Raw genomic sequence first — 23,329 nt, 5'->3', positions numbered from 1 at the left:
CTAGTAGCCGGTTTCCGGCTCGAAGGTGGTGTCCTTGGTCTGGTATTCGTCGATCGCCACCGTGCGGTTCTCGGCGTCGATCTCGCTCGGCCGCCGCGGGCCGACCAGATCGTTCGGATTCGCCACCTGCGCGGCGAGGTTGTTCTGGTACGAGCAACCGAAATTCGCCCAGTGCTTGTTGTCGGATGTCTTGAGCATGTCGTCCGGCCAGCGGCCGCACTTGCCAGTGGTCGCCTTCACCACGCTGAAGGAGACGCGGATCGGGGTTGAGACATCGGGGGCGTCGACCGCGTAGTGCCCGATCTCGACGTTGCGAACGCCGCTCTTACGAATGAAACGGGCGATGTCGGAGGCCACATTGGTCGCCGCCGCCGCGTTGGCCGACCCCGACGGTGCCAGGACGAGCACGGGTGGTGCCGCCGACCGGTCGTAGCGATACATGAGCCCGTCGACCGCGTCGCGCTGTCCGCGCGTCATGCTGAAATCGCTGGAGGCCACCGCGATGTCGATCGATTCCGTCGCCTCGCCGACCACGATGGGATGGTTGGTGCGATAGTCGTCGGGGATCGACCCGACCTCGATGTGGTCGCGCTTGGCGAGCGCGCAGCCCGAGGCGAGACCCGCCGTGAGGACGAGGAGGAGCGGAAGGGAAAGTCGGCGCACCGGAGATCTCCGATCGGACATTGAAACGTTGAGGGTCATGGTGCCGGCCTCCATCTCACTTGTAGATGTAGCCGACGACGCCGTGGTAGCGGCCGTTGGGCTTGTCGGTCTTCATGGTGCCGTAGACGCGGTTCACGCGGCCAAGGAAGTTCGCGGCGCCGTCGCTGGCCGGATTGAAATTGTCGTCGGGCTTCGCCAGCGCGGTCCGGGCGACCGGGCGGGAGAGATAGGGCGTGACGATGATGACGAGTTCGGTCTCGTTGCGGACGAAGTCGCGGCTGCGGAACAACGTGCCGAGCACCGGGATCTTGGAGAGACCGGGCATTCCGTTGACCGCCTGACGGACGTCGTCGCGCACCAGACCGGCGATCATCATCGAACCGCCCGATGGAAGTTCAACAGTGGTGTCGGCCAGGCGCTTGCGGATGGACATCATGTTCGCTCCCGGAATGTCCGGGAAGGCGACGGACAGCGTGACCGAACCCTCCATCGTGGGCTCGGAAACCGAGGATGCGGATCTTAAGGCTTATGCGGCCGGGCGAGAGGACGACCGGCTTGAATTCGAGACCAATCCCGTATTCGAGCTTTTCTATCCTGTACTCTAGAGTCTTGCCGTCAGAGTCCGATGCGGAGTCCTGATCGGTGATCAGGTTGAACTCACCGCCGACGCGGAACGTCGCCTGCTCTCCGGAAACTGCCGTCAGCGTCGGCTCGGCGAGAGTCTTCATCACGCCCGCCTGTTCCATCGCGTTGATATAGGCACTGATCAATGACCCGCCGACCGAAAAGCCGGAATCGCTGAGCGGCTTGCCGAGCCCCATGATGTTATCGCCGATCGCACCCCAGGTAATGCCGTTGCTGCTGCCATTGGCAACCATGTTGACGCCGAGCTGCTTCATGACCACGCGGCTGACCTCGGCGACCGTGACCTTGAGCGTCACCTGGTCCTCGCCGATGATCTTGATCATGTTCACGATCTGGCTGACCTGGCGCTCCGAGTCCGGATTGTCGATGTCGACGCCGCCGGCTGCGTCGCCACCCGCGGCCGTCTGCGAGTATTGTCCGGTCGTCGCCTCGCCGCCGGTCACGAAGATCCGGGCGAGACGGGCGGCACGTGTGGCATCCAGCGGTGTCTCGACGGTGCCGGTCAGGACCACGTTGTCGTTGATCAGTTCGACGGAGATGTCCGAATTCGGGATGAACCGCTTCAGATATTCCTCAAGCCCCGCCACGTCGCGCTCGACCGCGAGATCGAGGCTGACGATCTGCTCGCCGTTGGGACCGAAGACGAAGATGTTGGTCTCGCCCACCGCCTTGCCGAAGAGATAGATCCGGCGTGCGGTGCGCGTGACGGCATCGGCCACCGCCGGATTGGCGACGAGGATGTCGTAGGCGTCGTTCGGGAGATCAACCACCACCGACTTGTTGAGCCCCAGCTTGATGCGCTGACTTGCGCTAGAGGTCGAGCGTATGGCGACGTTGCCGTCCTTGGCGTGAGCGACGGGAATGAAGGACGGTGCGGACGAGAAGGCGCCCACAGCCAGCGCAGACAGGACCGCGGCCGAGGCCTGAAGGCGGAAAAGCTTGCCGATCATGACGGTCGAAACTCTCGAGTTCATCTTCATTTGCGAGCCCCCTCTTCCGACACCACGCCGCTCTTGATCAGCCGCACCGTGCCGCGCCGTCCGTTGCCCGAAATGAGGTAGTCGGCTTCGTCCAGATTGGCTTCCTGGGTATCGACGACCGAGCGGAGCGCGAGCGTCAGTCGATCGGCCATCTGCTGCGCGACGGTGATGATCTCCGCCTGCTGGGGCGTCAGCTCCAGTGTGGCGGTGTCGCCGACCTTCACCTTGCGGCCCTCCTCGTTCTCCTGGATGGCCTGGTCGATGGCGAGCACGCGGATGTTTTTCAGGATCGTCTCGGTGACGAAGCCCTGAGCGCCGCCAGTGTCCGAACGGCGCGTCATGATCACATCGACATAGTCGTTGGGCAGGATGAAGCCGCCGGCGGAGGTATCGGCCGCGATCTGGGTGGCGACGGCCCGCTTGCCCGAGGGCAGGATCGCCGACATAAAGCTCTGGCCCTGCCCGATCAGTTTCGATTTGCGCAGCGGCTCGCCCTGATACATCGCAAGCCGCGCAACCGAACCCTTCAGCTGCTCGAGCGCCTCGGGCTCCTTGTCGCGCGTCACGAAATATTCGCTGACCGTGTTGCTCGGCCAGGCCTGCCATTCGAGCTGGTTCTCGATCGTAGCGCCCATGGGCAGGTCGCTGGAGAGCACGAGGACATCGGCTGTCTTGATCGCCGGTGCGCTCGGCGCCGCCACGACCACCTGGGGCGCGGGGGCCTTCGACATGTTCTTTGCGACAAATCCCGCACCGCCCGCCGCCATGACGGCGACGCCCGCGATGATCATTCGAGATGCAACCATGTCGGTCCCCACCCACGGCAAGCCAATTCACCCGGGGCCGACAATGGGGCGGCAATCGTCAAAACAAGGTTAATGCAATGCTTACGATCGTGATTAATTTTCGGTTTATGCGGCCGAGCGAGAAACCTTAGACGCCGGCTGCCTGGGCCAGAGCCCACTGCATGAGTACGGTGTTCGGATAGGCGACAAGCCCGCCCAGGCCGAGCGCGATGCCGTAGGTACGCCCACGTCCCGATCGGCGAGGTTGCGTAGGAAGATGTTGTGGCCGGTATAGACCGACAGGGGCGATCGCCGGTACATCAGGATGAGGATTGTCAGCAGACCGCCGAGCGCTGCGGAATAGACCAGATACTGCATCAGTTCAGGGCCGAACCCCATCCAGACAGCCGTCGCCGCAAGCAGCTTTGCGTCACCGCCGCCCATGCCCCCAATCGCAAAAAGAGTGAAGGTGACGGAAAGGACAGCCAGACCGGCGGCGATGTGCCAGCCATAGTCCGCCCAAGCCATGCCGGTCATTGGCGCAAGCGCCGCGAACGCAACGACGAGCAGCAGCGATACCCGGTTGGCGATCGTCATCGACAGCATGTCGGAAATCGCCGCGTAGGCCATGCAGAACGGGAAGATGACGAAGATAGCGGCTGCAAGCATCGGGAACCTCACTGAGGCTGAATACTAGACGCAGTGGGCTTAATCCTTGATGAAGCCCCACTACATACCGTGCAAAGCAAAGGGGCCGCGCCTTGCGGCGCGGCCCCCGATGAATTCTCGCCAATCAGGCGTATCAGCCAGCGCCGTCCAGCGTCGAAGCCAGATCCTTGAACTTGGCGTCGAGCGAATTGCCGAGCTGGGTGGCGCCCGCCATGATGGCGAGGGCGATCAGGGCGGCGATCAGGCCGTATTCGATGGCGGTTGCGCCGGACTCATTCTTCACAAAGCGGGCGAAAAGCTTGGTCATTTGAGAGCTCCTACTCCACGTGTTACACAGCACTTCCGTCGGCGTTCTTCTGTGTCGATCGGATGCTTGCGACACTACCGAGGAGCTCTTGCAATCGGCTTAACGAACAAGATTACCAAAGCCTTACGCGGCGCCTGGCACATCTGTGGTTAACCGCCGAATAATTGCGCGGCTCGCATTGTATCGGCGGAAATCCCGCGCTTTCACGCGCATGCGCGAGTCTTGTTCACGACGGCCGCCAGCCTCCGTCGCCGGCCCCCAAGGGAAACCGACTTAACCGAAGATTCACCAATCTCCTTCATCTTCGGTTGAAACTTTCCCATCCGAGGAGGCCTTCGTGGCTCGATCCGTTGCCCGCCTGCTGCTAGCCGCCACCCTCGCCGTCGCGGCGGCGACCGCTACGGCGGCGGAGCTTGGCATCGAGGTCGTGATGAACCAGGCCAAAATCGTGAAGCTCGCCCGGCCGGCGGACACGATCGTCGTCGGCAACCCCGCGATCGCGGATGCGGCGGTGCAGGATGCGAGCACCATCGTCCTCACCGGCAAGGGTTTCGGCGTGACAAATCTCGTCGTCATGGACGCGCAGGGCGCGCCGATTGTCGACGAGCAGGTGTACGTCACCCGCCAGGACGACCGCTCCGTGCGGATCTACCGCCGGTCGGAAGTGCAGACCCTTTCCTGCACGCCGTTGTGCGAGAGCTCTTATAAGACCGACGCCGAGCGCCAGTCGGAAGCGGAAATGAACGCCAGCCAGTAGGGCGTTTCCACCTGAGCTTCGACGCCCGGGAGGGTAAATCTTAACTTTCCGCGCAAACCCGATCGCAACCATTCATCGCTAGTCTGAGACCCATGCGTTGCAAGGCGAGGCAGGGTCAGATGGATACCGCAGGCAATTCACCCGTCCCGGGCACCGGCGCTGGCGTATTCGAACGCAGGTCGCGCCGTTTCCTGCGCGACCGCGGAGGCAATGTCGCGATCGAATTCAGCCTGCTCGCCATTCCTTTCACGCTGCTCACCTTCGCGATCCTTGAGAGCTGCATCTCCTTCGCCGGGTCGCAACTGCTCGCGAATGCCACGGACAATGTCGCGCGCCAGCTCCGCACCGGCCAGGTCAAGGCGGCCGACCTCACCCAGGACGAGCTGAAGGAGATGATCTGCAGCCAGATCGACGTCCTGGTCGCGTCCGGCTGCCCCGGGCTGAAGGTCGACCTGCGCGAATATCCCACCTTCAAGGACGCCGCCGACGTGACGATCGCCTTCGTCGGCTCCGGCAGTGAGAAGGAGCTGGCGGATTCGAATTTCGGCTTCAGTCCGGGCAAGTCGATGACGAAGAACATGCTGCGCGTGTTCTACGAATGGCCGGTGATGACCGATTTTATGCGCAAGAGGATGTCGAACCTGAAGGGCGGCAAGACGCTGCACTTCGCCTCGATGACCTGGCAGAACGAACCGTTCGACGACTGATCCACCAGAACAGATCGGCCGAGGAAACAAGAACCATGTCGAGCTTCGCCTGGATGAACAGAGCAGCCGGTCTTCTCCGGCGCGCCGCCGCCGACCGCAAGGGCGTAGCGGCGATCGAGTTCGCCTTCATCGCGCCGCTGCTCCTGACGATGTATTTCGTGACGATGGAGATCGCGCCCGCGATCGACGCCAACAAGAAGGTCGGCCGCGCCGCCTCGATGATCGCCGACCTCGTCACGCAGCAGCAGTCCATCAGCAAGAGCGAGGTCGAGGCGATCATGTCGATCGGCGAGGCGACGCTCAATCCCTACAGCCGGACGCAGCTGAAGGTGGTCATCACCGCGATCAAGATAAGCAATGACAACGTGCCGACAGTGAAGGTCGCGTGGTCGCGAAAGATGGTCGACGGTGCCTTCTCGCAGGATGCGGCGAAGGATTCGACCACCACCGTCCCCGAGACGCTGAGGATCAAGGGATCTTTCCTCGTCCGCGTGGAGACATCCCTCGACTACCGTCCCATCATCACCTGGACCGCCAGCGAGAAACAGGCCACCGGCCTGCTGGCCGCGTTCGACAACATCAACATGAAAGAGACCTACTATCTGCGCCCGCGCATGAGCGCGACCATCGATTGCTCGACCTGCTGAGGCGCGCAGGTCATTCCTCATCCGACGGGCGGGACGCCCTGCGGACGAGATCGACCGCCGAGGCATAGTCGTCCTGATGGACTTCGACGAAACCGCCGGAGAAGCGCCTCTCGATCAGCTCGTAGAGCTCCGGATCGGACGCGCGCATTCCCGTCAGGAACGACTTCAGCGCCGTCTTCGCCTCGGTGGGGAGGTTCGAGCGCACGGCGTGCGGCCCGTTGCGCAGAAGGTTCGAGGTCCAGATCACCTTCGCCCCGTGCAGACCCGCCGTCGACAGGCGTTCCGGCGTGCCTCCCAAGACGGTCCCCTCGGCATTCGAACGCGTGAAGCCGAACATCGCCGCGACCGCGCCGCTCTCCAGGCTCGCTTCCGCCTCGGTGTCGGAGGATGCCGGCGCGAGAAACGATTCCTCGCCGGACAGTTCTGTGCCGCCGGGCCGGAACTCCGCCAGAGGGATCAGCCTGCCGGCCACCGAGTCAGCCGGTCCGATCGCCACCTTTGACGAAACGGCCGCCTCCGGCGTCGGCGGACCTTCGGGCCGTGCGATCAGGACGGAGCGGATGCCCGTCGATCCATCTTCTCCGACGGGTGCTACCAGCGGCTCGACGCAGGAGCAGAGCAGCCAGGCCGAGGCATAGGACGTGGCGGTATGGATCGCATACTGGATCCGGCCGCTGGCCTGCGCATCGGCGAGCACGGCGTAGTCGCGGGCCGCGAACAGCTCGACCGGCATTTCGAGCGCATTCGCAAAGCCGGCGCGGATTCGCTCGGCGCCTTCAAGCTCGGGCGCGCTGGCGGCCGGTAGCACGATCCCGACGCGGAACACGCCCAGGTCCTCGCGCCAGCCGGCGCTGGCAGGAGCCAACGGCGCGAATGTCGCAAGCACCAGGATCAGGGAAAGCCTTCCGATTGCCATGGCGTCCGTTCCCACCTATGTCTTGCGAGGTTCCTCCGACTATATCGAAGAATAATGCCCCGCGCCTTCCTGTTCGTCCTGGATTCCTTTGGCATCGGCGGCTCGTCGGATGCGGCAACGTTCGGCGACGAGGGCGCGGACACGTTCGGCCACATCCTCGCCGGATGCAGGGACGGCAAGGGCGACCGGGAAGGACTTCGTTCCGGCCCGCTCAGCTTGCCGAACATGTCGGGGCTCGGTCTCGGCGACGCCTGGCGGACCGCGACCGGCCAACCCCTTGGCGGCAAGGAGACACGCACCGGTTTCCACGGTGCGGCACAGGAAGTTTCAGACGGCAAGGACACGCCGTCGGGCCATTGGGAGATCGCCGGCGTGCCGGTGCCGTTCAAATGGGGCTATTTCCCCGACACGGTCCCCGCCTTCCCGCCGGATCTGACCGAGGCAATCATACGCGAGGGTAAGCTGCCCGGCATCCTCGGCAACTGCCATGCCTCCGGCACCGAGATCATCGAGCGCTTCGGCGAGGAGCATATCCGCACCGGTAAGCCGATCTGCTACACCTCGGTCGATTCCGTCCTGCAGATTGCCGCGCATGAGGAACATTTCGGCCTCCAGCGCCTCCACGACCTGTGCAAGGTGGTTCGGAAGCTCGTCGACCCGCTCAACATCGGCCGGGTCATCGCGCGGCCGTTCCTCGGCGAAACCGTGGAGACCTTCAAGCGCACCCCGAACCGCAAGGACCTCGCCGTGCCTCCCCCGGAGCCGACATTGTGCGACCGTGTCGTGGCGAGCGGCAGGCGCACCATCGGGATCGGCAAGATCGGCGACATCTTCGCCCACCGCGGCATTTCCGAGGTCCGCAAGGGCGCCGGCAACATGGCGATGCTCGACGCAGCGCTCGGCGCGATGGACGATGCGGCCGACGGCGACCTGGTCTTCGCCAACTTCGTCGACTTCGACACGGAATACGGCCATCGCCGCGACATTCCGGGCTACGCCGCAGCGCTGGAAGCGTTCGACCGGCGCGTGCCCGAAATCCTGGCCAGGCTGAGGCCCGGCGACATGCTCATCCTGACCGCCGACCACGGCAATGACCCCTCCTGGCGTGGCACCGACCATACGCGCGAACGCGTGCCGGTCATCGGCACCGGACCCGGCCTCCGGTCCGTGGATGTCGGCCTGCGCCCCACCTTCGCCGACATCGGCGAAACCCTCGCCGAGCATCTCGGGCTCGCTCCGGGGCGCCACGGCACGTCGTTCTACGGCCTGATCCGCGCAGATGCCTGAACTTCCCGAAGTCGAAACTGTCAGGCGCGGATTGGAGCCCTATCTCGAAGGCGCGGTGATCGAGCGCGTCGAGCAAAGGCGGCCCGATCTGCGCTTTCCCTTTCCTGACCGCTTTGCCGAGCGGCTGGAGAGCCGTCGCGTTACGGCGGTCGGCCGGCGCGCCAAATATCTGACGATCCATCTCGATGACGGCGCCGTCGTCATTTCGCATCTCGGCATGTCGGGTTCCTGGCGCATCGAAATGAGCGGCGAGCCCGTCATCCCGGGCGAGTTCCACTACGAGCGCTCCAAGGCCGCCGCGCACGACCATGTCGTGTTCCATCTCCTGACCGCGTCGGGAGAGCACGGGCGCATCGTCTTCAACGATCCGCGCCGTTTCGGTTTCATGCTGCTCGCCGAGGAGCGCCTGCTGGACGAACATCCCTCGCTGTCGGGACTCGGCGTCGAGCCGACCGGCAATAGCCTCGACGGAGCTCTGCTCTCCTCGCTGCTGCGCGACAAGCGGACGCCGCTGAAGGCCGCCCTCCTCGACCAGAGACTGATCGCCGGGCTCGGGAACATCTATGTCTGCGAGGCGCTGTGGCGCGCGGGCCTGTCGCCGTTGCGCATCGCCGGCACGATCGCCGGTTCGCCGGACAAACCCGATGTTCGCGCCGAGGAGCTTGCCACCGCCATACGGGAGGTCATCTTCGACGCGATCGCGGCGGGCGGGTCGAGCCTCAGGGACTACGTGCACGCCGACGGCTCGCTTGGCTATTTCCAGCACTCTTTCTCGGTGTATGACCGGGAGGGAGAGCCCTGCCTCAGGGCAGGCTGCGGCGGGACAATCGAACGAATCGTCCAGTCCGGCCGCTCGACTTTTTTCTGCGCGGCCTGCCAGCGGTAGGCTGACGCTCCCGTTCAACTGGAGGATCGCATGGCCTACGAAACCATTCTCGTCGAAACCAGGGGCCGCGTCGGCCTCCTTACGCTGAACCGTCCGAAGGCGCTCAACGCGCTCAACTCGACGGTGCTGCGCGAGGTGGTCGATGCATTGCAGGCCTTCGAGACGGACGCGGCCGTGGGCGCGATCGTCGTCACCGGTTCCGAAAAGGCCTTTGCGGCGGGCGCCGACATCCGCGAGATGCAGCCGAAGAACTACATCGACATGTATATGGAGGACTTCTTCTCGGGCTGGGATGCGCTCGGCCGGGTGCGCAAGCCGATCATCGCGGCGGTGTCTGGATATGCGCTCGGCGGCGGATGCGAGCTCGCGATGATGTGCGATTTCATCATCGCCTCGGACACCGCCAAGTTCGGCCAGCCTGAGATCACGCTTGGCGTCATGCCCGGCATGGGCGGGTCGCAGCGCCTCACCCGTTTCGTTGGTAAGTCCAAGGCGATGGACATGTGCCTCACCGGCCGGATGATGGATGCCGCGGAGGCCGAGCGCTCCGGCCTGGTATCGCGTGTCGTGCCGGCGGCCGACCTGCTGGACGAGGCGCTGAAGGCCGCGGCCAAGATCGCCGCCTTCTCGCTGCCGGCGGTGATGATGACCAAGGAGGCGGTCAACCGGTCCTATGAGACGACCCTCACCGAGGGCCTGCGCTTCGAGCGCCGCGTGTTCCACGCAATGTTCGCGCTGGAGGACCAGAAGGAAGGAATGGCGGCCTTCGTCGACAAGCGCTCGCCGAACTTCCGCAACCGTTGAGATTTTTCGAGCCGGTCGGCTGTTTGATGTCGCCCGGTCGTTGACGCGCCGGGAAAGCTCGACTATAAGTCCGCCCACCCGAGGCGGCCCAACGGCCGCCCGTTGAGTTTTGGCGCGGCCGCGGTTCATGTCCGGCGGCGCGAACCGGAAAGAGAGACAGGAATGGCCAATACGTCTTCGGCCAAGAAGGCCACCCGCAAGATCGCACGCCGCACGGCGGTCAACAAGAACCGCCGCTCGCGCGTTCGCACCTTCATCCGCAAGGTCGAGGAAGCGCTCGAGGCCGGCGACAAGGCCGCTGCCCAGGCAGCGTTCACCGCAGCCCAGCCGGAGCTGATGCGCGCCGCTTCGAAGGGCGTCCTGCACACCAACACCGCTTCCCGCAAGGTCTCGCGCCTTGCCCAGCGCGTCAAGGCTCTTACCGCCTGAGACGGACATCTCCCGACGACATGAGGCCGGCGCTTGCGCCGGCTTTTTTATTTGCCGGATTGGCGGGCTGCGGCTAACGTCTTGCTTCCGCTAAGGAACGCGATTTCCTTTGCCGGCAGGGGCTGTCGGGCATCCTCAAATCTGCCCGTTCGGATGACATTTCCAATTTTTTCTCTCGGCATATTTTATTCATATATTTCAATTGGTTGCCGGAGGTTTTCCACACACTTCCCACATAGGCCGGGGGATGGCCGGAGCAAAACGGTGTCAAGCGATTTTTTTCAGATTCTTTTTGGCCGGCGGTCTAAAAAACCGGCCTTCCTGAAAGGGATTGATTCATAACAGTTTTGCCATAATCGCCATCCGACGGGCGCCGGTTTGGCACCTTCCGGGACAGGCGACAGGTTAAGAAACCGTGACTCACGGACTTGCCCTGCCGCCCGTCATTTCGGTAATGTCCGGGCATCGAGAGGGCGGGGAACAAACCCGCATACCAAATTAGAAAACAGCGGTTATCAACCGCAGGGCAGCCTGCGGCCGGGGAGTTATTTTCTCTCGTGACGACGTGATTTTCGTCGTCGTTTGCAAATTGGGGTGTGCATGCCGCGTCTGGTCAAAAGCCGGGACTGGGTGGTCTTGCCTCAAAAGGGTTCGACGCCGGTCGAGGACGGCGCCGGGCCCGGTAGTCAAGCTGGCGGAAGACCGGCGACATGAACAGACATGCGAGGTCCGGCGCGCGCCATTTCGGGCGCGTCGGAGAAGGCGGACAACATGGTCGACAAGGCAAGGAAAACGGGAATGGATGGCGGGATCGGATCGGAGATCGAGGCGGTATTCCGGTATTTTCGGACAGTGTGAAGGCGGACCTCGGCTCGGTGCAGGCGGGACGCGGCGCAGACGCGGCAGGGGCGAATTTCGAGCGCGTGAAGGCGCAGCTCAGGGCGCGGCTCGGCCAGGACGTCTATTCGAGCTGGTTCGGTCGCATGAAGCTGGCGGAAGCCTCGAAGGGGGTGGTGCGCCTTTCTGTGCCCACGGCCTTCCTGCGCTCTTGGATCAACGGTCACTACCTGGAGACGATCTGCGAGATCTGGCGCGAGGTCGATCCCTCCCTGCTCAAGGTCGAGGTGATCGTGCGCAGCCCCGTGCGTCACGGCGGACCTGCCGAGGCCGCCGAGCAGCAGCCGGCCGCGCGCAAGGCGGCGCGCCAGTCCGAGACGGCGCTCGGCTCGGGCATGCTTTCTCCGCCGAAGGCAGAGCGGCCGGTGGCGCCGCGCGCGGCCTTCGCCGAGCATGAATCGAAGCCCGGCTCGCTCGGCTCGCCACTCGACCCGCGCTACACGTTCCAGTCCTTCATCGACGGGCCGTCCAACCGCGTCGCCTATGCGGCGGCGAAGACGGTCGCGGAGGCAGGTCCCGGCTCGGTGCGGTTCAACCCGCTCTTCATTCACGCCTCGGTCGGCCTCGGCAAGACGCACCTCCTGCAGGCGATCGCCGCTGAGGCGCTGCGCAACAATGCGAAGTCGCGCGTTGTCTATCTGACGGCCGAGTATTTCATGTGGCGTTTCGCCACCGCGATCCGCGACAACAACGCGCTGACGCTCAAGGAACAGCTGCGCGACATCGATCTCCTGATCATCGACGACATGCAGTTCCTGCAGGGCAAGTCGATCCAGAACGAGTTCTGCCACCTGATCAACATGCTGCTCGACAGCGCCAAGCAGGTGGTGGTGGCCGCCGACCGCCCGCCGGCGGAGCTGGAATCTCTGGAGCCTCGGGTGCGCTCGCGCCTCAATGGCGGCGTGTCGCTCGAAATGTCGGCGCCCGACTACCAGATGCGCCTCGAAATGCTGCGCCAGAAGCTCGCCGGCGCGCGCACCGAGGACCAGTCGCTGTCGATCCCCGACGAGATCATCGAGCACGTCGCCCGCACCGTTACCGGCAGCGGCCGCGAGCTCGAAGGCGCCTTCAACCAGCTGATCTTCCGCCAGTCCTTCGAGCCGCAGATCACGCTCGACCGGATCGACGAGCTGCTCGGCCACATCTACCGTTCGGGCGAGCCGAAGCGGGTGCGCATCGAGGATATCCAGCGCATCGTGGCGCGGCACTACAACGTGTCGAAGACGGAGCTGCTCTCCAACCGCCGCACGCGCACGATCGTGAAGCCGCGGCAGGTCGCGATGTATCTGTCGAAAGTGCTGACGCCGCGCTCGCTGCCCGAGATCGGCCGCCGCTTCGGCGGGCGCGACCACACGACGGTCCTCCACGCCGTCCGCAAGATCGAGGGCCAGTCGGCGAGCGACACCACGCTCGCGCAGGAGCTCGAACTGCTCAGGCGACTGATCAACGATCAGGCGTGAGCCGCACCGGCCGTCCTTCAGGGGACAGCCCTGTTATCCCCGGAATAGCCCGCCGAAAGCTGTCCCAACGGCGCGGCGGGCTTGCTTTTCTGGGCCATTTCCTGTCAGTTTGCGCTCGATTCCTGCCCATTCCGGGCGTGCCCGCGCGGGTGTGTTTCGCCCGCGTATGGCAGTTACACTTGAGCGAGACCCGGTCGTCATGCGTGTTACTCTCGAGCGTTCGAACCTCCTGAAGTCGCTGAACCACGTTCATCGGGTTGTCGAGCGGCGCAACACGATCCCGATCCTGTCGAACGTGCTCCTGAAAGCCGCGGGCGCAAGCCTTGAGATGAAGGCGACCGACCTCGATCTCGAAATGACCGAGGCGACCCCCGCCGTGGTGGAGCGCACCGGCGCCACGACCGTGCCTGCGCACCTGCTCTACGACATCGTCCGCAAGCTGCCCGACGGCGCGGAAGTGATGCTGAAGACGGCCGACGACGGCAACTCGATGACGGTCATCTCCGGCCGCGCGAGCTTCCGGCTCCAGTGCCTGCCGCAGTCAGACTTTCCGGAACTCTCCGCCGGCTCGTTCTCGCACATCTTCCGCATCGATTCCTCGGTGCTCAAGCACCTGATCGACAAGACGCAGTTCGCGATCTCAACCGAGGAGACGCGCTACTACCTCAACGGCATCTACCTGCACACGATCGAGTCGAGCGGGCAGCTCAGCCTGCGTTCGGTGGCGACCGACGGCCATCGCCTCGCCCGCGCCGACACGGAGGCGCCGGCGGGCTCGGAAGGGATGCCGGGCATCATCGTGCCGCGCAAGACGGTGGCGGAGCTGCAGAAGCTCGTCGACAATCCGGACATCGCCGTGACGGTCGAGCTCTCCGACACCAAGATCCGCTTCACCATCGGCAGCGTGGTGCTGACCTCGAAGTTGATCGACGGCACCTTCCCCGACTACCAGCGCGTCATCCCGACCGGCAACGACAAGAAGCTGACCATCGACCGGCAGACCTTCTCGCAGGCCGTCGACCGCGTCTCGACCATATCGTCCGAGCGCGGACGCGCGGTGAAGATCGTCATCGCCGCCGGCCAGGTGACGCTCACCGTCAACAATCCCGATTCCGGCAGCGCCACGGAGGAGATCGCGGCGGACTACGAATCCGATCCGATGGAGATCGGCTTCAACGCGCGCTACCTGCTCGACGTGGCGGCCCAGCTCACCGGCAGCGATGCGCGCTTCCTTCTGGCCGACGCGGGCTCGCCGACGCTCATCCAGGACACCAGCGACGAGCACGCGCTCTACGTGCTGATGCCGATGCGTGTCTGACCTCGCCAGAGAGCCCGACCCGGTCGCGGTCTCGCGGCTGAAGCTGAGCAACTTCCGCAACTACGCCTCGGCGGACATCGCGCTGGAGCCGGGACTCGTCGTGCTCGCGGGCGAGAACGGCGCCGGAAAGACGAACCTGCTCGAGGCCGTTTCGCTGCTGACGCCCGGGCGCGGCCTGCGCCGCGCCACCTATGTCGACATGCAGGGCAAGACGGGCCCCGGCGGCTTTGCCATCCATGCCATCGTAGAGAATCCCGACGGCGAGACCGAGATCGGCACCGGCACGTCGGGATCTGCCGGCGGCGAGGGCGAAAACGGCCGCAGGGTGCGCATCAACGGTGCCAACGCCACGGCCGACGAGATGATGGAGCGGCTGCGCGTCGCTTGGCTCACGCCCGCCATGGACGCGCTCTTCACCGGCCCGGCGGGCGACCGCCGCCGCTATCTCGACAGGCTGGTGCTCGCGATCGATCCCGCGCACGGGCGGCGCGCCCTCGATTACGAGAAGGCCATGCGCGGGCGCAATCGGCTCATCTCGGAGAACTCGCGCGACGTGCGCTGGCTCGAAGCGATCGAGGCGCAGATGGCAGAGACGGGCGTCGCGATCGCGGCGGCGCGCATGGAGCTGTTGCAGCTGATGCGCTCGATGATCGAGAAGCAACCGGAGGGGGGGCCCGTTCCCGAAGTCCGATATCGCGCTGGAGGGAGACCTGGAGCGCATGGTCGGCACCCGGCCGGCGGTCGATATCGAGCAATACTTTATCGAGCGGCTGGCGTCCGAACGGCCCCGGGACCGCGCCGCGGGGCGCACGCTCAGCGGACCACACCGCTCCGACCTGCTGGTGCGTCACAGGCCCAAGGACATGGCGGCGGAGTTCTGCTCGACCGGCGAGCAGAAGGCCCTTTTGGTCGGCATGACGCTGGCGCATGCGCGGCTGACGGCGGAAGTGTCGGGCATGACGCCGATCCTGCTGCTCGACGAGATCGCCGCGCATCTGGACGAAGGCCGCCGCGCCGCCCTCTTTTCCATCCTCAAGGAGACGGGCGGCCAGACGCTGATGACGGGAACCGACGCCGCCCTGTTCGCCAGCATCGCGCATGAAGCGCAGTTCCTCGCCGTCGCCAACGGGACGGTGAGCCCGGCCTGAGGCCGGGCTTGTTCACGCAGCCTGGCCGGCCTCCCAGCCGAGGATCGCCCGCTTGCGCGTCAGGCCCCAGTGATAGCCCGTCAGCGCGCCGGACTTGCCGAGTGCGCGGTGGCACGGCACCACGAAAGAGACCGGATTGGCGCCCACCGCCGCCCCGACCGCGCGGCTGGCGCTCGGCTTGCCGATCTCCTCGGCGATCGACGAATAAGTACGGGCGCAGCCGAGCGGGATCTTCAAGAGCGCTTCCCAGACTCGGACCTGGAAGTCCGTGCCGATCAGCACCACGCGCAGCGGCTCGTCGCGGTTCCAGCGCGCCGGATCGAAAATCCGCGCCGCATAGGGCGCTGTCGCCGCCATGTCCTCGACATAGGTCGCGTTCGGCCAGCGCCCGGACATGTCGGCGAAGGCCGCGCGGTCCTCGCCCGGATCGTTGAACGACAGGCCGGCGAGCCCGCGGTCGGTGACCATGACCAGCGCCCTGCCGAAGGGCGAGATGTGCCAGCCATAGCGGATCACAAGTCCCTCGCCGCGCGCCTTGTGCTCGCCGGGCGACATGGCCTCATGCGTCACGAACAGGTCGTGCAGGCGGCCGGGGCCTGACATGCCGACCTCGAGCGAGGCTTCTAAAAGCGGCATGCCGTCGGCGAGCAGCCTACGCGCATGATCGAGCGTGACCGCCTGCAGAAAAGCCTTGGGGCTCAACCCCGCCCAGCGGGTAAAGAGCTTCTGCAGCCCCGTCGCCGTCTCGCCCACCGCCTCGGCCAACGTCTCCAGAGAGGGCTGGTCGCGATAGTCGAGGCTTATCTTCTCGATCACCCGGCGTACCTTGTCATAGTCTCCGCCCTCGGCGGAGGTGGCGAGCGGGGTGATGTCTTTCGTCAGGATGGCTGTCTGAGCGTTCATGGCAAATCTCCTTGAGCGCCAATATCGGCCCTCCCGCGCGCGTTTCCCACCCGAAACTTGCCGTGTGTTTCATGTGGTCATTCCGTCCTCGAAACACTTATGCTATGATACTGTCATACAGGAGATTTCGCATGCGCAGCAGCAAACCCATTACCGTTACCCTCGGCAAGCAGCAGGCGATTCTTGACGAACGGCTTGCGTCGGGTGAGTTCGAATCGGCCAGCGAGGTGGTCAGGGCCGGGCTGAGGGCACTCGAGCGCGAACAGCAGGCGCGGACCGATCATTATCGCCGGTTGGTTGAGGAGGCGCTTAACGATCCGCGTCCCGACGTTTCGCTTGAAGATGCCTTCGAACGGCTGCGCCTCCATCACGAGAAGCGCGTCCGCGAGAGGGGCTGACCTTATCCGTCCGCATCCTTGAGACAGCCCTTGCGGACTTGGAATCGCTTCATGACTACATTCTCGACCAAAGCGACGTAGCGCGCGCTTGGGCCTATGCTTCTCGCATACGGAAACACTGCGAGAAACTCGCAGACTTCCCGTACAGTGGCCGCGCGGCGAACCACATCTCTCCTGGGCTGCGTACGCTGATCTTCGAACGCGCCGCGTGACGATCTTCTATCGATTTGACGACCTGGGCGTCCGGATAGTCCGGATCATTTATGCAGGACGCGACTACAGCGACGACGAGTTCCCGGATTAATCACCCCGCCTTCGCCGTCGCCAGCGCGCGTCCAAAGGCTTTCGCGAAGCTGTCGCGGTCGTCGGGATTGAGAAACGACCCAATCGCCACCTGCTTGCCCTGCCCTTCCACGGTCATCGAGGTGATGCCGATCTCGTCGTGCCGCGCGACCGAGAAGCGCGCCCAGAACGGGTTGAAGTGGTGCTCCCGCGTCTTGCCCGACGGGGCGACCTGGAGGATGTCGAGCGCGGTGCGCGAGACCGAGACGACCTCGCGTGCACGCGCCGCGCGATAGTTTGCGCGGAAGGCGATATAGACCAGAAGCACGTCGAGCCCGAAGAAGCCGAACACCGGCCAGGCGCCTCTCGACAGGAAGACGACGCCGGTAAAGGCCCAGCCCGCCAGCAGCGCGCCCATCAGCACCATGAACCCCGTGCGGCCGAGCGAACGGTGCGGCGTCAGCAGCGCACGAAAGAACGGTTCGTCTGGGTCGCGGGCGTTTGTCTCGCTCATCGGCTCCAACTATAGGAGGACGATGGCAAAACTGAAGTCGAAAATCGCTGCCGATCCGGCCGTGAAGGTCACATCCGCGGGAGCGCGGGCCAAGCGAAAGCCGGCGGGTCGTTCCGCCTATTCGCACGCCGAGATCACCGAGATCTTCCGCCGCTTTTCCATCCAGCGGCCCGAGCCCAAGGGCGAGTTGGAGCACGTCAACGCCTTCACCCTGCTGGTAGCCGTCGTGCTGTCGGCCCAGGCGACGGATGCGGGCGTGAACAAGGCGACGCGAGCGCTGTTCGCCATCGCCGACACGCCAAAGAAGATGCTCGATCTCGGCGAGGACAAGGTCGGCGATTACATCCGCACCATCGGCCTGTGGCGCAACAAGGCCAAGAACGTCATCGCCCTGTCGCAGGCGCTGATCCGCGACTACGGCGGCGAGGTGCCCGGAGATCGCGACGAGCTGACAAAGCTTCCCGGCGTCGGCCGCAAGACCGCGAACGTGGTGCTGAACATGGCCTTCGGCCAGCCGACCATGGCGGTCGACACGCACATCTTCCGGATCGGCAACCGGATCAGGCTCGCGCCGGGCAAGACGCCGGAACAGGTGGAAGACACGCTCGTCCGCATCATCCCGTCGGAATACATGCGCCACGCTCACCACTGGCTGATCCTGCACGGCCGCTATGTGTGCAAGGCGCGCAAGCCGGAATGCTGGCGCTGCGTGATCGCCGACATCTGCAAGTCGCCGGAGAAGACGACCGACGTTCCGGCGCCGCTGGTGCCGCTCGAGGAACTGGACGAGGCGCCGAACCTCGATCAGTAGCCGTAGCGCGCCATCGCGGCCGCGAAGATGGGGATCAGCAGGAAGATCGCCGCCTCGGCATGCATGAAGCGGCGGACGCCGCGCACTTCCATGTCGGGCACGACATAGTTCGGGTCGACTGCTGCCGCCTTGCGCCAGCGTGTGAAGCGGATCGTCGGCGCGATGGACAGGAGGCCGACCAGGAGGAAGGCTGCCATCTTGTGCCAGAACCAGACATTGCCTGAATAGGCTTCCCAGCCCTTCGCACCCCAGATCAGCCGCGACACGCCGACGACGATGACCGCCAGCGACAGGGCGCCGTAGACCCCGTCGATGCGGCTGATGCGACCGACCAGCGCGCCCGCGAGGCCGGGCCGCACCATCACCAGCTCGGCGGCAAGCGCTGCCATCAAGAGGAAGATCAGCACATGGTGGAGCGAGGCTAGGACGAAATCGGTCATCACGGGCTGGCATCCGAATGTTTACAGTGTAAAGTTAAACTCTCACATTGCCTGTCGCTTGTCGACCGAAAATCCCTTGCCGTCCTCGCGGGCTGAAATCGCCTTGTGCAGATGCACCATCATCGCCGCCGCGAAGAGCGGCGTGGCGAGGTTCAGCAGCGGAATGGCGAGGAACCCAGCAATGACCAGGCCGGCAAGGAAGATCGTGCCGCTATTGCGGCTGCGCAGCGCCTTGGCCTCCGCCTCCGGCCGGAACCGCATCGCCGCGAACTCGAAATATTCGCGCCCGAGCAGATAGCCGTTGACCACGAAGAAGGCCGCGACGTTCACGCCCGGGATCAGCAGGAGGAACAGCGCCACGATGTTGCCGAGGATGACGATGCCGACGAATTTCAGCGACAGGACGAGCGAGCGCAGCGGCGGCACGGCGGTGCCGGGCGGATCGGCCGGAAAGTCCTCCCGCTCCACCACTTCGGCGATGTCGTCGAGAAACAGGCCGGCGACCAGGGCCGTCACGGGCGCTATCAGCAGCGCGAGCGCAATGGCAAAACCGATGCCGGCCGCGATAGCCGCGATCAGGCCCAGCCAGCCCGCCCAGGCAGAAAAGCCGGGCAGCAGCGCATCGATCCATGGCATGGCAAGGGCATCGAACAGGTTCTGCAGCCCGAACCAGACGCCGATGAGGATCAGCAGCGTCAGCCCGATCGACTTCAGCAGGACCGACCGGAACGGCCGCGAGAAGATGCGGCTCGCGGCGGCCTGCGCGGCTTCGACGATCATTGTCGATCTCCTTCACCCTGGGCGTCCGGACCGGATGCGCGATCGACATAAGAAGGAGTGTCGGGCATGGCAAGGGCGGCGCGGCTGCCATGGAAGGCGCCAGCGCCGCCCCGTCCGGCCGCGAGACTGATCCGCAACTCGGCGGCCGAACCCGTGGCTGGTGCAGCTTGAACGCCGGAGCGGAGATATGGTTTCGCGAGAGGCGCTTCCCGCAGAGGAAACTGGTCGGTCAGGCGATCCCGATCAGCCGCGGAAGAGCCCGCATGTCGTCGAACAGTTCTCCGCCGGCCTGGGCAAGGCCCTCGCGCTCGGCTTCCGGATCGCCCGCATAGGCGAGCGCGCGCATGCCGGCCGCCCGCGCCGCGGTCACGCCGGCGACGGAATCCTCCACGACCACGCAGGCCTCCGGCGCATGACCCATAGCCTGTGCTGCATGCAGAAAGAGATCGGGGAAGGGTTTTCCGCGCGAGACCATGCTGACGCTGAACAGCGACTGCTCGAAATAGGGCAGCAGCCCGGTCAAGCCGAGCGTCAACCGCATCTTCGTCAGCTGCCCGGAGGAGGCGATGCAGAAGGGAATGCCGGCCGACGCGATCGCCTGGACCGCCTCGCCGACATGGCGGATCGGGTCAAGGCCGTTCCTGAAGATGTCCGGCAGGCCGTCGTTCCAGCGCTGCACGAAGTCGGCTCCGAGCATGACGCCCGTCGCCTCGACATGCGCCTGCACCGCCGCCATCGGCTTACCGACGAAGGTGCGGCGGCAGTCCTCATAGGAGATCGGAAAGCCGGCCTCTGTCAGCATCTGCGAGAGCCGCTGGTTGCCGAGCCGCTCGGAATCGACCAGCACGCCGTCGCAGTCGAAGATGACGAGGCCGGGTGTCACGAGGTTCCGGTCGATCCGAAACCGCCCGCGCCGCGCGCGGTCTCGCCGGCGAGGCTATGCTCCTCGACGCGCACGCGCGTGACCGGCGCCACGACCAGCTGCGCGATGCGCATGCCGCGCGTCACCTCGAACTCCTCGTCGCCGAGATTGACCAGCAGCACCTTCACCTCGCCGCGATAGTCGCTGTCGATCGTGCCGGGCGTGTTGAGGCAGGTGACGCCATGCTTGAAGGCGAGGCCCGAGCGCGGCCGCACCTGCCCCTCATAGCCGTCAGGAAGCTCGAAGATCAGTCCGGTCGGCACCAGGGCGCGCCGGCCGGGCAGCAGGATCAGCGGCCGGTCCGCGGCGACCGCGGCGCGCAGGTCCATCCCCGCCGCACCCTCGGTCTCATAAGCCGGCAGGTCGAGGCCGGCCGAGTGGGGAAGGCGAACGATCGGAAGGACGGGAGCGCTGGACATGATGCCCGTCTATCCTGCACACGCGCGCCTCCGTCAATCGCTCCAGCGCATTTGCGAACAACTGTTGACTCTCGGGAGGCCTCGCTTTATTTAACCGAAAGGATAATTAACTTATCGGCTAAATACATGCCTGAAACAGACCACCTCTCCGCTACCTTCGCCGCGCTTGCGGACCCGACGCGGCGGGCCATCCTCGCCCGGCTCGCACATGGCGAGGCGTCGGTGACGGAGATCGCCGAACCCTTCTCGATGAGCCTCCCGGCCGTCTCCAAGCATCTCAAGGTGCTGGAGAAGGCGGGCCTCGTGAGCCGGGGGCGCTCGGCGCAATGGCGGCCGGTCAGGCTCGACCCGGCGCCGCTCAAGGACGCGGCCGGCTGGATCGACCACTACAGGCGGTTCTGGGAGGAGAGCCTCGACCGCCTCGACGCCTATCTCACCAAGCTGCAGGCAGGAGATCCCGATGGAAGCAAACATTGATGTCGCCGGCGCTGGCGGTGCCGTACCCGTGCAACTGCCCGACCTCACCTTCAGGCGCGTCTTCGATGCGCCGATCGCGCTGGTCTTCAAGGCATGGACCGACCCCGCCCATGTCGCGGCGTGGTGGGGCCCGCACGGCTTCTCCAACCCCTTCACAGCGATCGAGCCACGCCCCGGCGGCAGGTTCCATGTCCACATGCAGGCGCCGGACGGCTCGATCCAGCCGATGGGCGGCCACTTTGTCGAGATCGAGGAACCGACCCGCATCGTCTTCGTGACCAGCCTGTCCAACGAGGACGGGGCGACCATCATCGAGAACGTGCACACCGTCACGCTCGCCGAGCGCGGCCAGCGCACCGAGATGACGCTGCATTCCAAGATGGTCCATGCCGCGCCGTTCATGCTGCCGCATGTCGGCGGCATGGAGGAGGGCTGGAGCCAGAGCCTGGAGCGCCTGGCCGCCATCCTGAAGGCGATCTGAACCGCAATCACGCAACGTCCGGCCGCGTTGTCCGGACAGGAGGAAAACAGCGATGAAAACCAGCACCTACATCTTCTTCGACAGCAACTGCCGCGAGGCCTTCGCCTTCTACGAGAAGCTCGGCATCGGCACGATCCAGGACATGATGGCCAACAAGGACGCCCCTCCCGGCCAGGAATACGACCCGGCGCGCGCCGACAACGTCATGCATGCCTCGCTGAAGATCGGCGACGCGGTGGTGATGGCCTCGGACATGCCGAAGGACTGGTACAAGAAGCCGGAGGGCTACAACCTCTACCTCGGCGTAGAGACGGTGGCCGAGGCGGAGCGGCTCTTCGCGGCGCTGTCGGACGGTGGCGAGGTGCAGATGCCGCTGGAGAAGACCTTCTGGGCGGAGCGCTTCGGCGCCTGCGTCGACCGCTTCGGCATCCCGTGGATGGTGAGCGTCGATCCGACGCCGGCCGAGTGATTGCCGGCAAAACCCGAACCGAGGAGAAGAACCATGCCGCTCGCGCAAAGGATCGAGCCCGATACGGGCCACGAACTGACGATCACCCGCATCTACGACGCGCCGCGCGCGCTGGTGTTCCGGATGTGGATGGAGCCGGACCATATGAGGGTATGGAGCTGCCCGCGCGGCATGACCATCCCTGAGGCCACGGGCGGCACCGCTGCCACCGGCGGATCATTCCGGGTGGTGATGCAGAGTGAGGACGGACAGCGCTACATCATGCGCGGCACCTATGTCGACGTCTCGCCCATCGAGCGCATCTCCTTCACCCACCAGTGGGAGGAGGACGGATGGGAGGACAATGGCGGCCTCAGCCCGCTGACGACCGTCACCGTCCGCTTCGAAGAGATGCCCGGCGGCAGGACCAGGCTTACCCTTCACCAGGGCAACTTCCGCAACGCGGCGGTGCGTGACGGCCATGAAGCAGGCTGGACGGAATCGCTCGACAAGCTTGTCGAGCATCTGGAGACGATGTCGTGAAGCTCTACTACTTCGCCGACGGCTGCTCGCTTGCCACCCACATCGCCCTGCGCGAGGCAGGGATGAAGTTCGAGATCGAGGAAGTCGACGTCCAGACCCGTCTCACCAAAAGCGGCCGGCCGTTCCCCGAGATCAATGCCAAGGGCTATGTGCCCGCCCTTGTCTTCGACGACGGCTCGATGCTGACCGAGAACGTCGCGCTGCTCGATTGGGCGGCGCAACAGTCCGATGCGTTGCGGCCGGGGAACGGAATGCCGAGGACCCGGCAGATCGAGGCGCTGACCTTCATCTCGACCGAGATGCACCGGCCGTTCCTATTCCTGTTCTTCTTCGTCGGCGAAGCTGAAAAGCCCGCGGTAGGCGGCATGATCGCCGGCAGGTTTGCCCATCTCGCCGGGTGTCTTGCGGGAGACTATCTGCTCGGCGACTATTTCTCGGTCGCCGACGCCTTTCTCTACGTGATGCTGCGCTGGGCAAAGATGTCGAAGATGGAGGTCTCCGACCGGTTCGCGCCGTATGTGCAGCGGATTGAAGCACGGCCCGCGGTGCAGGCGGCCCTGAGGGCCGAGGGGCTTAAGGCTCTCGGCAACTGAATTTCCGAAGAAA

General features: G+C 65.0%; 27 protein-coding genes and 3 pseudogenes. 18 read left to right on the top strand and 12 right to left on the bottom strand.

Annotation, left to right across the window (positions count from 1 at the left end; all coding sequences use genetic code 11):
- The 5 genes and pseudogenes from LRS09_RS14040 to LRS09_RS14020 all read right to left on the bottom strand — a co-directional run bounded on the left by LRS09_RS14040 (position 1) and on the right by LRS09_RS14020 (position 4,049).
- Entirely contained in the window at positions 1–663 is a 663-nt protein-coding gene (locus LRS09_RS14040) for a CpaD family pilus assembly lipoprotein (RefSeq protein ID WP_257807402.1), read from the bottom strand.
- Positions 664–718: 55 nt separating this feature from the next.
- A pseudogene (locus tag LRS09_RS14035) lies at positions 719–2,258 on the bottom strand (type II and III secretion system protein family protein).
- Positions 2,259–2,284: 26 nt separating this feature from the next.
- Positions 2,285–3,094 (bottom strand): Flp pilus assembly protein CpaB, encoded by an 810-nt coding sequence (gene cpaB, locus LRS09_RS14030; protein WP_257807401.1) that lies wholly within the window; start codon positions 3,092–3,094, stop codon positions 2,285–2,287.
- Positions 3,095–3,221: 127 nt separating this feature from the next.
- Positions 3,222–3,742: pseudogene (locus LRS09_RS14025) on the bottom strand (prepilin peptidase).
- Between the two features lie 133 nt (positions 3,743–3,875).
- On the bottom strand, positions 3,876–4,049 hold the full coding sequence (locus LRS09_RS14020; protein WP_257807400.1) for a Flp family type IVb pilin: 174 nt from the start codon (positions 4,047–4,049) through the stop codon (positions 3,876–3,878).
- A 337-nt stretch (positions 4,050–4,386) separates the two neighbouring features.
- Between LRS09_RS14020 and LRS09_RS14015 the strand changes: the two genes are divergently transcribed.
- From LRS09_RS14015 to LRS09_RS14005, 3 genes are all read left to right on the top strand, one after another.
- Positions 4,387–4,806 carry a pilus assembly protein N-terminal domain-containing protein gene (locus LRS09_RS14015; protein WP_374684840.1) on the top strand — a complete coding sequence of 140 codons (420 nt, stop codon included), beginning with the start codon at positions 4,387–4,389 and terminating at the stop codon, positions 4,804–4,806.
- Positions 4,807–4,925: 119 nt separating this feature from the next.
- Positions 4,926–5,513, top strand: a complete 588-nt coding sequence (locus LRS09_RS14010; RefSeq protein WP_257807399.1) for a TadE/TadG family type IV pilus assembly protein — start codon at positions 4,926–4,928, stop codon at positions 5,511–5,513.
- A gap of 35 nt (positions 5,514–5,548) precedes the next feature.
- On the top strand, positions 5,549–6,160 hold the full coding sequence (locus tag LRS09_RS14005) for a TadE/TadG family type IV pilus assembly protein (RefSeq protein WP_257807398.1): 612 nt from the start codon (positions 5,549–5,551) through the stop codon (positions 6,158–6,160).
- A 10-nt stretch (positions 6,161–6,170) separates the two neighbouring features.
- On the opposite strand, the gene LRS09_RS14000 is transcribed toward LRS09_RS14005, so the two are convergent.
- On the bottom strand, positions 6,171–7,076 hold the full coding sequence (locus tag LRS09_RS14000) for a PhnD/SsuA/transferrin family substrate-binding protein (RefSeq protein WP_257807397.1): 906 nt from the start codon (positions 7,074–7,076) through the stop codon (positions 6,171–6,173).
- Positions 7,077–7,130: 54 nt separating this feature from the next.
- On the opposite strand from LRS09_RS14000, the gene LRS09_RS13995 reads away from it, so the two are divergent.
- The 7 genes and pseudogenes from LRS09_RS13995 (at position 7,131) to recF (ending at position 15,305) form a co-directional block, all read left to right on the top strand.
- Positions 7,131–8,363, top strand: a complete 1,233-nt coding sequence (locus tag LRS09_RS13995; RefSeq protein ID WP_257807396.1) for a phosphopentomutase — start codon at positions 7,131–7,133, stop codon at positions 8,361–8,363.
- Positions 8,356–9,249 (top strand): bifunctional DNA-formamidopyrimidine glycosylase/DNA-(apurinic or apyrimidinic site) lyase, encoded by an 894-nt coding sequence (gene mutM, locus LRS09_RS13990; protein WP_257807395.1) that lies wholly within the window; start codon positions 8,356–8,358, stop codon positions 9,247–9,249. The genes LRS09_RS13995 and mutM overlap by 8 nt, the downstream gene beginning before the upstream one ends.
- Positions 9,250–9,279: 30 nt before the next feature.
- Positions 9,280–10,053, top strand: coding sequence for an enoyl-CoA hydratase (locus tag LRS09_RS13985; protein ID WP_257807393.1), 774 nt, complete (start codon positions 9,280–9,282; stop codon positions 10,051–10,053).
- Positions 10,054–10,215: 162 nt separating this feature from the next.
- Entirely contained in the window at positions 10,216–10,482 is a 267-nt protein-coding gene (rpsT, locus tag LRS09_RS13980) for a 30S ribosomal protein S20 (RefSeq protein WP_085463611.1), read from the top strand.
- A gap of 854 nt (positions 10,483–11,336) precedes the next feature.
- Positions 11,337–12,839 (top strand): chromosomal replication initiator protein DnaA, encoded by a 1,503-nt coding sequence (gene dnaA, locus LRS09_RS13975; protein WP_257807392.1) that lies wholly within the window; start codon positions 11,337–11,339, stop codon positions 12,837–12,839.
- A 199-nt stretch (positions 12,840–13,038) separates the two neighbouring features.
- A complete protein-coding gene (gene dnaN, locus LRS09_RS13970; protein WP_257807391.1) occupies positions 13,039–14,157 on the top strand; it encodes a DNA polymerase III subunit beta in 1,119 nt (372 codons plus the stop codon).
- A pseudogene (gene recF / locus LRS09_RS13965) lies at positions 14,150–15,305 on the top strand (DNA replication/repair protein RecF). Before dnaN ends, recF begins: the two are co-directional and overlap by 8 nt.
- Positions 15,306–15,317: 12 nt before the next feature.
- On the opposite strand, the gene LRS09_RS13960 reads toward recF, so the two are convergent.
- Positions 15,318–16,208 (bottom strand): bifunctional helix-turn-helix domain-containing protein/methylated-DNA--[protein]-cysteine S-methyltransferase, encoded by an 891-nt coding sequence (locus LRS09_RS13960; RefSeq protein WP_257807390.1) that lies wholly within the window; start codon positions 16,206–16,208, stop codon positions 15,318–15,320.
- Between the two features lie 131 nt (positions 16,209–16,339).
- On the opposite strand from LRS09_RS13960, the gene LRS09_RS13955 reads away from it, so the two are divergent.
- Together LRS09_RS13955 and LRS09_RS30295 are read left to right on the top strand one after the other, a co-directional pair.
- On the top strand, positions 16,340–16,606 hold the full coding sequence (locus LRS09_RS13955; RefSeq protein ID WP_257807389.1) for a type II toxin-antitoxin system ParD family antitoxin: 267 nt from the start codon (positions 16,340–16,342) through the stop codon (positions 16,604–16,606).
- Positions 16,603–16,818: a type II toxin-antitoxin system RelE/ParE family toxin gene (locus tag LRS09_RS30295; protein ID WP_374684913.1), complete on the top strand. Its 216-nt coding sequence runs from the start codon at positions 16,603–16,605 to the stop codon at positions 16,816–16,818. The genes LRS09_RS13955 and LRS09_RS30295 overlap by 4 nt, the downstream gene beginning before the upstream one ends.
- Before the next feature lie 92 nt (positions 16,819–16,910).
- Here the strand turns inward: LRS09_RS30295 and LRS09_RS13950 are convergent, their stop codons facing one another.
- The gene (locus tag LRS09_RS13950) at positions 16,911–17,402 is read right to left on the bottom strand and encodes a DUF2244 domain-containing protein (RefSeq protein WP_257807388.1); all 492 of its coding nucleotides are present in this window, start codon (positions 17,400–17,402) and stop codon (positions 16,911–16,913) included.
- A gap of 22 nt (positions 17,403–17,424) precedes the next feature.
- On the opposite strand from LRS09_RS13950, the gene nth reads away from it, so the two are divergent.
- A complete protein-coding gene (gene nth / locus LRS09_RS13945) occupies positions 17,425–18,213 on the top strand; it encodes an endonuclease III (protein ID WP_257807386.1) in 789 nt (262 codons plus the stop codon).
- Here nth and LRS09_RS13940 read toward each other — a convergent pair.
- The 4 genes from LRS09_RS13940 to dut form a co-directional block, all read right to left on the bottom strand.
- A complete protein-coding gene (locus LRS09_RS13940; RefSeq protein ID WP_257807385.1) occupies positions 18,207–18,653 on the bottom strand; it encodes a DUF2214 family protein in 447 nt (148 codons plus the stop codon). The genes nth and LRS09_RS13940 overlap by 7 nt on opposite strands.
- Positions 18,654–18,695: 42 nt before the next feature.
- Complete coding sequence (locus LRS09_RS13935) at positions 18,696–19,433, bottom strand: sulfate transporter family protein (protein WP_257807383.1); 738 nt, start codon at positions 19,431–19,433, stop codon at positions 18,696–18,698.
- 229 nt (positions 19,434–19,662) lie between these two features.
- Positions 19,663–20,316, bottom strand: coding sequence for an HAD family phosphatase (locus LRS09_RS13930; protein WP_257807382.1), 654 nt, complete (start codon positions 20,314–20,316; stop codon positions 19,663–19,665).
- A complete protein-coding gene (gene dut / locus LRS09_RS13925) occupies positions 20,313–20,774 on the bottom strand; it encodes a dUTP diphosphatase (protein ID WP_257807381.1) in 462 nt (153 codons plus the stop codon). Before dut ends, LRS09_RS13930 begins: the two co-directional genes overlap by 4 nt.
- Positions 20,775–20,900: 126 nt before the next feature.
- On the opposite strand from dut, the gene LRS09_RS13920 reads away from it, so the two are divergent.
- The 5 genes from LRS09_RS13920 to LRS09_RS13900 are packed head-to-tail and all read left to right on the top strand — an operon-like array spanning position 20,901 to position 23,316.
- Positions 20,901–21,251, top strand: coding sequence for a helix-turn-helix transcriptional regulator (locus tag LRS09_RS13920; RefSeq protein ID WP_257807380.1), 351 nt, complete (start codon positions 20,901–20,903; stop codon positions 21,249–21,251).
- A complete protein-coding gene (locus tag LRS09_RS13915; protein ID WP_257807379.1) occupies positions 21,235–21,732 on the top strand; it encodes an SRPBCC domain-containing protein in 498 nt (165 codons plus the stop codon). Before LRS09_RS13920 ends, LRS09_RS13915 begins: the two co-directional genes overlap by 17 nt.
- Before the next feature lie 52 nt (positions 21,733–21,784).
- Positions 21,785–22,201 carry a VOC family protein gene (locus LRS09_RS13910; protein ID WP_257807378.1) on the top strand — a complete coding sequence of 139 codons (417 nt, stop codon included), beginning with the start codon at positions 21,785–21,787 and terminating at the stop codon, positions 22,199–22,201.
- Between the two features lie 33 nt (positions 22,202–22,234).
- A complete protein-coding gene (locus LRS09_RS13905; protein ID WP_257807376.1) occupies positions 22,235–22,723 on the top strand; it encodes an SRPBCC domain-containing protein in 489 nt (162 codons plus the stop codon).
- Positions 22,720–23,316 (top strand): glutathione S-transferase C-terminal domain-containing protein, encoded by a 597-nt coding sequence (locus tag LRS09_RS13900; RefSeq protein ID WP_257807375.1) that lies wholly within the window; start codon positions 22,720–22,722, stop codon positions 23,314–23,316. The genes LRS09_RS13905 and LRS09_RS13900 overlap by 4 nt, the downstream gene beginning before the upstream one ends.
- The last annotated feature ends 13 nt before the right edge of the window (positions 23,317–23,329 follow it).

This window comes from Mesorhizobium sp. J428 (assembly GCF_024699925.1).
Lineage (GTDB): Bacteria > Pseudomonadota > Alphaproteobacteria > Rhizobiales > Rhizobiaceae > Mesorhizobium_A.
The sequence above is the reverse complement of the archived record's forward strand: the minus strand, read 5'-3'. Positions and strand labels throughout refer to the sequence as shown.